10 protein-coding genes are annotated in these 9,079 nt (G+C 64.1%); 4 read left to right on the forward strand and 6 right to left on the reverse strand.

From position 1 onward, the window contains the following. The first annotated feature begins 170 nt into the window (after positions 1-170). Both ACKLLE_RS13455 and ACKLLE_RS13460 read left to right on the forward strand, forming a co-directional pair. Positions 171-989 (forward strand): helix-turn-helix domain-containing protein, encoded by an 819-nt coding sequence (locus ACKLLE_RS13455; protein ID WP_420058243.1) that lies wholly within the window; start codon positions 171-173, stop codon positions 987-989. A gap of 252 nt (positions 990-1,241) precedes the next feature. Continuing rightward, positions 1,242-1,661: a hypothetical protein gene (locus tag ACKLLE_RS13460; RefSeq protein WP_081263111.1), complete on the forward strand. Its 420-nt coding sequence runs from the start codon at positions 1,242-1,244 to the stop codon at positions 1,659-1,661. An 8-nt stretch (positions 1,662-1,669) separates the two neighbouring features. On the opposite strand, the gene ACKLLE_RS13465 is transcribed toward ACKLLE_RS13460, so the two are convergent. Further along, the gene (locus ACKLLE_RS13465; protein WP_420058244.1) at positions 1,670-2,467 is read right to left on the reverse strand and encodes a TSUP family transporter; all 798 of its coding nucleotides are present in this window, start codon (positions 2,465-2,467) and stop codon (positions 1,670-1,672) included. A 21-nt stretch (positions 2,468-2,488) separates the two neighbouring features. Beyond that, the gene (locus ACKLLE_RS13470; RefSeq protein WP_420058245.1) at positions 2,489-3,532 is read right to left on the reverse strand and encodes a TauD/TfdA family dioxygenase; all 1,044 of its coding nucleotides are present in this window, start codon (positions 3,530-3,532) and stop codon (positions 2,489-2,491) included. Positions 3,533-3,822: 290 nt separating this feature from the next. Between ACKLLE_RS13470 and ACKLLE_RS13475 the strand changes: the two genes are divergently transcribed. After that, on the forward strand, positions 3,823-4,707 hold the full coding sequence (locus tag ACKLLE_RS13475; RefSeq protein WP_037059704.1) for a sugar nucleotide-binding protein: 885 nt from the start codon (positions 3,823-3,825) through the stop codon (positions 4,705-4,707). Further along, the gene (locus tag ACKLLE_RS13480) at positions 4,700-5,629 is read left to right on the forward strand and encodes an NAD-dependent epimerase/dehydratase family protein (protein ID WP_420058246.1); all 930 of its coding nucleotides are present in this window, start codon (positions 4,700-4,702) and stop codon (positions 5,627-5,629) included. The genes ACKLLE_RS13475 and ACKLLE_RS13480 overlap by 8 nt, the downstream gene beginning before the upstream one ends. Positions 5,630-5,734: 105 nt before the next feature. Here ACKLLE_RS13480 and ACKLLE_RS13485 read toward each other — a convergent pair whose 3' ends face one another. From ACKLLE_RS13485 to ACKLLE_RS13500, 4 genes are all read right to left on the reverse strand, one after another. Beyond that, a complete protein-coding gene (locus ACKLLE_RS13485) occupies positions 5,735-6,418 on the reverse strand; it encodes an OmpW/AlkL family protein (protein ID WP_009397454.1) in 684 nt (227 codons plus the stop codon). Between the two features lie 108 nt (positions 6,419-6,526). Next, positions 6,527-7,048: a DUF3299 domain-containing protein gene (locus tag ACKLLE_RS13490; protein WP_009397453.1), complete on the reverse strand. Its 522-nt coding sequence runs from the start codon at positions 7,046-7,048 to the stop codon at positions 6,527-6,529. An 11-nt stretch (positions 7,049-7,059) separates the two neighbouring features. Further along, a complete protein-coding gene (locus tag ACKLLE_RS13495; RefSeq protein ID WP_420058247.1) occupies positions 7,060-8,325 on the reverse strand; it encodes an ABC transporter permease in 1,266 nt (421 codons plus the stop codon). Then, complete coding sequence (locus ACKLLE_RS13500; protein WP_064302094.1) at positions 8,325-9,044, reverse strand: ABC transporter ATP-binding protein; 720 nt, start codon at positions 9,042-9,044, stop codon at positions 8,325-8,327. Before ACKLLE_RS13500 ends, ACKLLE_RS13495 begins: the two co-directional genes overlap by 1 nt. Positions 9,045-9,079 lie beyond the last annotated feature (35 nt).

The raw sequence follows: 9,079 nt of genomic DNA on the forward strand, positions 1-9,079 counted from the left end.
CCTCGGATTCTTATTCTTTGCATGAAAGACAGATAGGACGGCGTGCAAGCACCAGGTCCATGGCGCGCATGTTTGGCCATGACAACTACGGTTACAATTTCGCCACTTGCTCTGTTTTGGTGCGACTTGATGCTAAACTCGCGCACATCGCATCAAACGGACATCCCTTCATGAGTGAAAACCTCGGCAGCAACCTCAAGTTGGCGTGCAGCCACTACCGCTCTATCTCCGAGGTTTGCCGGCAGCTGTCGATCAACCGGGCGCAATTCAACAAGTACCTGAGCGGCCAGAGCCAGCCGACGGCGTACAATCTGAAGCGCATCGGTGACTTCTTCGGTGTCGAGGACTACGAGCTGGGCTTGCCGCCAGAACAGTTCGCCCGCCTGATCGGCGCGCGCAGCAGCGCCGTCGCCAGTCCGGTGCAAAGCGACCCGTTGTTCGACCTGCTGCGCCCGCTGCGCGAGCACGCCGGCAACCTGTCGCGCTACTGCGGCTATTACTTCGAGTATTCCAACTGCATGTCGGTGCCGGGCAACATCCTGTTGTCCCTGGTGCACTTGCGCGAGGAAAACGGCAACTACCTGTTCGAGCGCCAGGAGCGCCAGGAACGTTCCAGCAGCACCGACGTGCAGGCCGAGGACTGGGTGCGCTGTCGCTATCTCGGTGCGGCGTTCCAGTTGCAGGACCGGGTGTTCCTGCTCGACTACGAGTCGCTCACCGTCAACGAGATGAGCCAGACCGTGCTGATCCCCAGCTTCAAGAGCCGCATCACCCGCCTCAATGGTCTCAAGACCGGGGTTTCCAGCGGCGACCGGCGCACGCCGGCGTGCACCCGGGTGGTCTGGGAGTACCTCGGTCCGGAGATCAACCGCATCAATGCCTATCGCCAGGTGAAGCTGTATCGCCCGGACGATCCGCGGATCGATGACGATGTGCGCGAGCGCCTGACGGCCGGACCCATTCGCAATGGCCTGTTCGAGATCGAATAGGGCTGAGCAGGCCGGTAAAAATTTCTCCCCGCCTGAAACTTGATCCCATCTTTCCTGTCTGTAATGGCAAGCTGCCACTTCGCTCGATCAGGCCCGGGTGGCAGCCCCTTCCTGTCGGTCTGATCTGAAGCCACATCCACATTCTCTTCCCTGTTTTTTTGGTGCCTTGCGCTGTGCCCCCGCTCGCGCCCATGGAATGCGCGAGTCTGAAAAACTGTCGTTGATCACGAGACTTCTCGTAAGGAAACACTTATGAAACTCAAAGCTCTGTTGCTGGGTTCGATTCTGCTCGCCTCGCCAATGCTCCAGGCCTACGCCGATACCTGCCGGCCAAACTCGTACGGCGGTCAGGATTGCCGCTACGACAATGGCACGACATCGTCGAGTCGTCCGAATTCCTATGGCGGAATGGATACTCGCAACAGCAACGGAACCACCTCGGTAAGCCGTCCAAACTCCTACGGCGGCCTGGATACCCGTAACAGCGATGGCACCAGTTCTGTCAGTCGGCCCAACTCTTACGGTGGGATGGATACGCGCAACAACGACGGCAGCAGTTCGGTAAGTCGTCCGAATTCCTACGGTGGTGAAGACACGCGTTACAGCACTGGGGAGAGCTCGGTGAGCCGCCCCAACTCATACGGTAGCTTTGACACCAGGAACTCCCGCTAACGCCTGGCCTAGGGCCACTCGTCGGCAACCCACTCCACCAGTGGGTTGCCCGCGTCCAGCAGCAGTTTCAGCGCCATCACGCCGCATACGCAGACCACCAGCGGGCGGATCAGGCGTGGGCCGAAATACACCGCGCAGCGTGCACCCAGTTGCGCACCGAGCACGGCGCAGGCGGCCATCGCCAGGGCCAGTGGCCAGAGAATCGTGCCGGAGGCGGCGAATACCGTCAGCGCGCCGAGGTTGCATGCGGCATTCAGCAGCTTGCTGTTGCCCACCGCGCGCAACATGCCCTGGCCGAGCAGGAGCATGAACGCCAGCATGAAGAACGAACCGACCCCGGGACCGAACACCCCGTCATAGAGGCCGATCAACGGGGCTATCAGCAGGCAGAACAGGCTGAAGGATACCCGCGGCTTGCGCATCTGGCTGTCGTCCAGGCGGGGACTGAAGGCGAAATAGCCAGCGATCAGTACCAGCAGCACCGGTACTCCGGCCTGCAGCAAATCGCGGGGAACCAGGCTCACCGACAAGGCCCCGAGGGCGCCGCCGGCGAAGGCCATCAAGGCCATCGGCCAACCGCGCTGCCAGTCGAGCATGCCGCGACGGGCGAACGCGCAGGTGGCCGACACCGTGGCGCTTGCCGCCTGGAACTTGTTGGTGGCCAGCGCCGCCAGCGGATCGAGGCCGGCGACGAACAGGACCGGCAGGGTGATCAGCCCACCGCCACCGGCGATGGCATCGAAGAACCCGGCCAGCAGTGCGACGGTGGCGAGTATCAGTAACAGGGATAAATCGACTTCCAGCATTGAATCTTCACTCCAGGGCTATCAACCGCGCACCAGCAGCGGGTCTTGCTTGAGGATCAGCGGGCGGGCGAAGCGCGAATAGCCGAACAGCCGTATCAGCAGGCGACGGTTGTCGCACAACGACTCACGGCCATGCAGGGCGCGCGTGTTGTTGACCAGCAGCACGGTGTCCGGCTGCAGCACGAAATCCACCGGACGGGTCTGTGCCAGGCGCGCCTGGAAGGCGTCGAAGGCGCGGGCAGCGGCATCGCTGGCCTGCTCGTTGAGGGAAAAGCGGTAGGCGTTGTAGCGCACGCTGAAACCACCTTGCTCATCGAAGTCGATGATGGAGGTGGCTGCGCCGCCGGCGCCGTGGCCATCGACGAAGCATTCGCTGCGGGTGAAGTCGAACGAGCGTGAACTCAATGCCAGCACATCGAGGCTGCCCAGCCCTTCGATCACGCTGCGCAGCGGGACGATGCGCGTCGGCTCGCCGGCCGGGTTCCAGCGGGCGCTGAGGACCAGGGCCGAAGGCGCCGGGGAATGTCCGTCGCGGGCGACCACCGAGCAGTGATAGGGCGCCTCGGTATGCGGGCCCAGGCGCAGGCCGGCGTGGGAGCTGAGCTCCACCGGCTTGCGGCGGTCTTCATCGTGGCGCGGCAAGCGCCCGCCGCCCTTGAAGTTGCCGACCAGGCGCAGGTGCTTGCCATCGTTGTCGATATCGAACGCGAAGGCGCAATGGCGTATCAGTTCCAGCAGCACCTGGTTGCGCGAGCCCAGGTACAGGCAGGTGAAGTCCTGCTCCAGCCAGGCCAGTTCCGGCAGCCGCTCAGGCAGCGGGTCGTCCTTGGGCGCGCGCAAGCGGGCGAACAGCAGTGCGGCGAGCTTGCCGTCGGCAAACAGGTTCACCGTGGCCTGCTGCACCGGTTGCAGGCTGGCTTCCAGCAAACGTGCCCACAAGCGCGCCTTGAGCGCGGCGCCTGGCGCCTGAGGGCCTCCGTGGCGGGCAAGATCGAGGCTGGCCTTGTGCAGTTGGTCGAGCTGGTCGTTATCGAGGGTCAGGGTGGCGATTTCGCAGTCCTTCATGGGCAACCTTCCTTAGCAAATAGAGGATTCGGGGCGTCCTTGCCCCGCGATGGCTCCTGACTGCGCAACAGGTAGCCGGCAAGGTAGATATTGAAGGTGGTTTTTTCGGTCGCCGAAGTCAGTTGGTTCTTTTGCCGGTGTAAGCGGATTCCTATTTGAGAGTGTGGGAAACCGCCCTGCTTGACCTGCGCGGCTAAACATTTCGTGGACTCGGGCGGTTGGACTTCCCTCGGCGGAAACCGCAAACTACGTGCTTGCCTTCAATCAACCTGAGCGGACCTGCTGAACCTATGCGAATGCGCCTGATGCTGTTGGGTGGTGGAAATGCCCTTGGGCAAGCGCTGATTCGTCTCGGGGCCGAGGAGGACATCGGCTTTCTCGCGCCACGCCCGCCCGAACAGGGCTGGGACGCCGCGAGCCTGACCCAGTTGCTCGATGACACCCGGCCCGATGCCCTGGTCAACCTGGCCTACTACTTCGACTGGTTCCAGGCCGAGTCGGTCAGCGAGCAGCGCCTGGCCTCCCAGGAGCGCTCGGTAGAGCGGCTCGCCGAGCTGTGCCAGCACCACAACATCATCCTTGTCCAACCGTCCAGTTACCGGGTGTTCGATGGCTCGCGCGCGACGGCCTACAGCGAAAAGGACGAGCCGGTGCCCCTGGGCCTGCGTGGCCAGGCGCTGTGGCGCATCGAGCAGAGCGTGCGGGCCATCTGCCCGCAGCATGTACTGCTGCGCTTCGGCTGGGTGCTGGACGACAGCCCCGACGGTATCCTCGGGCGCTTCCTGACCCGGGCGGAAACTGCCAACGAGCTGTTCCTGGCCGACGATCGGCGGGGTAACCCGACCCCGGTGGACGACGCCGCCCGGGTCATTCTCTCGGTCCTCAAGCAACTGGATTGCGCCGCGCCGCTGTGGGGCACCTACCACTACGCCGGCAACGAGGCGACCACGCCGCTGGCGCTGGGCCAGGCGATCCTCGGCGAAGCCTCGCAGTTGCGCCAGCTCGCCGTCGAGGCCCCCACCGCCCAGGCCCACGCCGCGCGTCCCGATGCTGCCGAAGAACCGCAACACGCGGTGCTGGCCTGCAAGAAAATCCTTCACACCTTCGGCATCAAGCCGCGTGCCTGGCGCTCCGGCCTGCCGACCCTACTGGATCGATTCTATCGTCATGGCTGATGCCCCCATTCTGATTACCGGTGGCGCAGGCTTCATCGGTTCCCACCTGTGTGACGCCCTGCTGCAGAAGGGCCATTCGGTGCGTGTGCTGGATGACCTGTCCACTGGCAAGCGTGACAACCTGCAACTGGGCAACCCAGGGCTGCAACTGATCGAAGGCGACGTCGCCGATGCAGAGCTGGTCAAGCGCGCTGCCGAAGGCTGCCGGGCCGTAGTGCACCTGGCGGCGGTGGCTTCGGTGCAGGCCTCGGTGGATGATCCGGTGAAGACCCACCAAAGCAATTTCATCGGCACGTTGAATGTCTGCGAGGCGATGCGCCAGGCCGGCATCAAGCGCGTGCTGTTCGCTTCCAGCGCGGCGGTCTACGGCAACAATGGTGAAGGCGAGTCGATCAGCGAGGACATTGCCAAGGCACCGCTGACACCCTACGCCTCGGACAAGCTTGCCAGCGAGCAATACCTGGACTTCTACCGACGCCAGCATGGCCTGGAACCCGTGGTATTCCGCTTCTTCAATATCTTCGGCCCGCGCCAGGATCCGTCCTCGCCGTACTCCGGGGTGATCAGCATCTTCTGCGAGCGCGCGCTGAACGGCACGCCGATCACCGTGTTCGGCGATGGCGAGCAGACCCGGGATTTCCTCTATGTCTCCGACCTGGTCGCGGTGATGATGCAAGCGCTGGAAATGCCACGGGTGGAAGAGGGGGCGGTGAATATCGGTCTGAACCAGGCGACCTCGTTGAACCAGCTGCTGGAGGCATTGCGCAGTGTGCTGGGAGACTTGCCGGCAGTGAGTTACGGGGTGGCGCGCAGCGGCGATATTCGCCATTCGCGAGCGGATAACCGCCGGCTGCTGGAGCGGTTCGGGCTGCCTGAGGTCACGCCATTGGCGGTGGGCCTGAGCCGACTGCTGGGCCGCTGAGTGCCGTATCAGCCAGCTCAGGCCCGTGTGGGAGCTGGCTTGCCAGCGATGAGGCCCTGAAGGACACCACAAAAAAAGGGCCGCTTGCGCGGCCCTTTTTTGCGTTCAGAACTTGTAGCCGATACCCACCATGTAGACCCACGGATCGATATCCACATCGACCTTGGTCTTGCCCACGCCCAGTGCGCTCGGTCCGTCGATGCTGGCTTCGGTGTTGATATCCACGTACCAGACCGAGGCGTTGACCAGCAGGTTGTCGTTGATCATGTAGTCCATGCCCAACTGGCCGGCGAGGCCCACGGAGTTTTTCATTTTCATGTTGCTGAAGCCCTGGTCCTTGCGCTCGCTGGTCAGGTCTTCGTTGAAGAACAGGGTGTAGTTCAGGCCGATACCGGCGTAAGGCTGGAACTTCGAGCCGGCATCCATCGGGTAGTACTGGACCGACAGGGTTGGCGGCAGGTGCTTGATGTCGGCCAGCTTGCCGTCGAGGGCCGGGCCGAGGCCTTTCACGTTTACCTGATGCTGGAACGGGGTGGCGGCCAGCAGTTCGATACCGACGTGGTCGGTGACCATGTAGGCGAAGGCCAGGCCCAGCTGGGTGTCGCTGTCCACGGTTGCCTTGGTGCCGGCGACCTTGACGCCGTCGAGTTTCAGGTTGCCGCTGTCTTCGTTCGGGGCGACGGTGGCTGCACCGGCGCGGACGATGAAATCACCGGCCTTGTGGGCGTAGGCGGCAGGCGCTGCGAGCGCGAGGGCGATCAGCGAGGCGCCGAGCAAGGACTTGTTCATGGAAGCTCCCAGGGGACATTTGGATTCGATGGTTCCAATGTTAAGGAGCTGCCACGGGGCGATACTTGATTCAGCTCAATGAAAGCGAAGGCGTTGTGGCGCGGCCATTCATTGTAGTTCGTAAGCGTAGATTTTCTCGGCTTCCATCTGATATCCGGCCTCGGCCAGCTCGCTGGACGACGACTGGACACGCATGGGCCCTTCGATCCAGTAGGGCTGGTACAGCTCCTCGACCTTGATGCCGATCTCGCTGACCACATGCACGATCTGGTTCGACGGTGGCGGAGGGACATGAATGCAGGCGCCGTAGTACGGCACCAGGAGAAACTCGGTGGTGCGCCCGTCCTCACCGACTTCCAGCGGCACGATATAGCCCGGCAGCTTGACCTGCTGGCCGTCGAGTTCCTTGACCACCGGCGCGTCCGGCACCTGCTGGTGCGCCGCCGGCGCCGCTTCGGCCGCCAGCGCGTCACCCAGGTTGGAGAGTTGCGACAGGTTGTGCAGCGGCGCCAGTTGCGGCTCGATCACCGGCGCGCCGGGGGGAATCAACTGCGGCCATTCCAGGGTCCGGGGCTCGCCGGCCCAGGCGGGCAGGGCACAAAACAGCAACAACAACAGGGCACGGCGCATTCCACGGATACTCACAGATGAATGGACAGGCCATCGGCCAGCGACTGTCGATAGGCCCGCCACGCGGGGATGCTGCCCATCAGCAGTGCAGCGCCGAGGATGATCGCCAGCAGGGTCCATTCGTGGCTGCTCGGCAGGGCCAGCGGCAGGTATAACCCATAGTTGGCCTGCACGTAACCCTGGGCTGCGGCGATGCCCAGGTACAGAAGCCCCAGCCCTGCGCCGATCCCGGCCAGGGCCAGGGAAAAGGCCTCCAGCACCAGCAGCCCGGCGATGTGCCACGGTCGTGCGCCCACCGAGCGCAGAATGGCCATTTCCCGGCGGCGCTCGTTGAGGCTGGTAAGGATGGCCGTGAGCATGCCGATCAGCCCGGTCAGCACCACGAACAGCGATACCACGAACAGCGCCTGTTCCGCCGTGCCCATCAGGCTCCACAGCTCCTGCAGGGCGACGCCGGGCAGGATCGCCAGCAGCGGCTCGCTGCGGAACTCGTTGATTTCCCGTTGCAGCGAGAAGGTCGCCACCTTGCTGTTGAGGCCAAGCATGAAGGCGGTTATCGCCGTCGGCGTCAGGTCCATGTTGCGCGCCTGGTCGGCGCTGATGCGCCCGTTGCCGCGCGCCGGCACACCGTTGTGCCAGTCGATATGGATCGCCTCCATGCCACCCAGGCTGATGTGCAAGGTGCGGTCTACCGGCGTGCCGGTGCGCTTGAGCACGCCGACCACGGTGAAGGGCTTGTCGTCATGCTTGACCAGGCTGATGGCGGCCACTCCATGGGCCAGCACCAGCTTGTCGCCGAGCTGGTAATGCAAGGCTTCGGCAACCTCGGCGCCCAGCACCACCTCGAATGGATCGCTGGCAAAAGCCCGGCCCTGGCTCAGTTCCAGGTTCTGCCGATGGCCGTACTGGTAGTGCTCGAAGTACGCCTGGGTCGTGCCCATCACCCGGTATCCGCGGTGCGAATCGCCCAGTGAAATCGGGATCGCCCACTTCACCCGACGGTCGTTCGCATAGTGTTCGAAGCTGTCCCAGCGAATGTTGTTGGTGGCGTTGCCGATGCGGAAGACCGAATACAGCAGCAGGTTCACCGAGCCGGAGCGGGCGCCGACGATCAGGTCGGTACCGCTGATGGTGCTGGCGAAGCTGGCGCGGGCTTCGGTTCGGACCCGTTCCACGGCCAGCAGCAGGCACACCGACAGGGCAATGGCGAAGGCGGTGAGAAAGGCGGTGAAACGGCGGTTGGCCAGGCTGGCCAGGGCAAGGCGGAGCAGGTACATCAGACCTCCGTATCGCTGGCAGGGCGGGCCGCGCGGTTGAGTTCGGCAAGGGACGACTGGCGGTCGAACAGCGGCGCCAGGCTTTGGTCATGGCTGACGAACAACAGGCTGGAGCCGGCGTCGCGGCATTCGGCGAACAGCAAGCGGATGAAGGCCTCGCGGGTATCGGCGTCGAGGGCCGAGGTGGGTTCGTCGGCGATCACCAGCTCCGGCTGGCCGATCAACGCCCGGGCCGCAGCAACGCGTTGCTGTTGGCCGATGGACAGGCTGTCGGCGCGACGGGCGAGCAGGGTCGGGTCCTTCAGGCCGAGGTGGGCGAGCAGTACGCCGGCGGCTTCGGCGACGCTGCCATGGCGTTGTGCGGCACGTTCGGCGCGTGTCCTGGAGAAACGACAAGGCAGTTCGACGTTCTCCCGCACCGACAGGAACGGCAGCAGGTTGAACTGCTGGAAGATGTAGCCGGTGTGGTCGACGCGGAAACGGTCGCGGGCGCTCTGGCTCAGTTCGCCAAGGTCCTGGCCGAGCAGGCGGATGCTGCCGCGGTCGGCTTTCTGCACACCGCCGAGCAGGCCCAGCAGGGTGGTCTTGCCGCTGCCGCTGGGGCCCTTGAGGAACAGCGATTCACCGGCGTCGAGGCGCAGCGCCGGGATGTCCAGCAGCGGTGGTTGGCCCGGCCAGGCGAAGCCCAGGTCGGTCAGTTCAATCAGTGCCTGGCTCATAAATCGACGCCCGGGTTGCCCCGGGCGCTTCACTG

It is taken from the genome of Pseudomonas bharatica (assembly GCF_048586865.1).
Classification (GTDB): domain Bacteria; phylum Pseudomonadota; class Gammaproteobacteria; order Pseudomonadales; family Pseudomonadaceae; genus Aquipseudomonas; species Aquipseudomonas bharatica.

What these genes read in the sequence shown, in the direction of transcription:
- ACKLLE_RS13490 (WP_009397453.1), bottom strand. Translation starts at nt 7,048, where the DNA reads ATGCGCCGTGCCCTGTTGTTGTTGCTGTTTTGTGCCCTGCCCGCCTGG.
- ACKLLE_RS13465 (WP_420058244.1), bottom strand. Translation starts at nt 2,467, where the DNA reads ATGCTGGAAGTCGATTTATCCCTGTTACTGATACTCGCCACCGTCGCA.
- ACKLLE_RS13495 (WP_420058247.1), bottom strand. Translation starts at nt 8,325, where the DNA reads ATGTACCTGCTCCGCCTTGCCCTGGCCAGCCTGGCCAACCGCCGTTTC.
- ACKLLE_RS13455 (WP_420058243.1), top strand. Translation starts at nt 171, where the DNA reads ATGAGTGAAAACCTCGGCAGCAACCTCAAGTTGGCGTGCAGCCACTAC.
- ACKLLE_RS13470 (WP_420058245.1), bottom strand. Translation starts at nt 3,532, where the DNA reads ATGAAGGACTGCGAAATCGCCACCCTGACCCTCGATAACGACCAGCTC.
- ACKLLE_RS13500 (WP_064302094.1), bottom strand. Translation starts at nt 9,044, where the DNA reads ATGAGCCAGGCACTGATTGAACTGACCGACCTGGGCTTCGCCTGGCCG.
- ACKLLE_RS13480 (WP_420058246.1), top strand. Translation starts at nt 4,700, where the DNA reads ATGGCTGATGCCCCCATTCTGATTACCGGTGGCGCAGGCTTCATCGGT.
- ACKLLE_RS13475 (WP_037059704.1), top strand. Translation starts at nt 3,823, where the DNA reads ATGCGAATGCGCCTGATGCTGTTGGGTGGTGGAAATGCCCTTGGGCAA.
- ACKLLE_RS13460 (WP_081263111.1), top strand. Translation starts at nt 1,242, where the DNA reads ATGAAACTCAAAGCTCTGTTGCTGGGTTCGATTCTGCTCGCCTCGCCA.
- ACKLLE_RS13485 (WP_009397454.1), bottom strand. Translation starts at nt 6,418, where the DNA reads ATGAACAAGTCCTTGCTCGGCGCCTCGCTGATCGCCCTCGCGCTCGCA.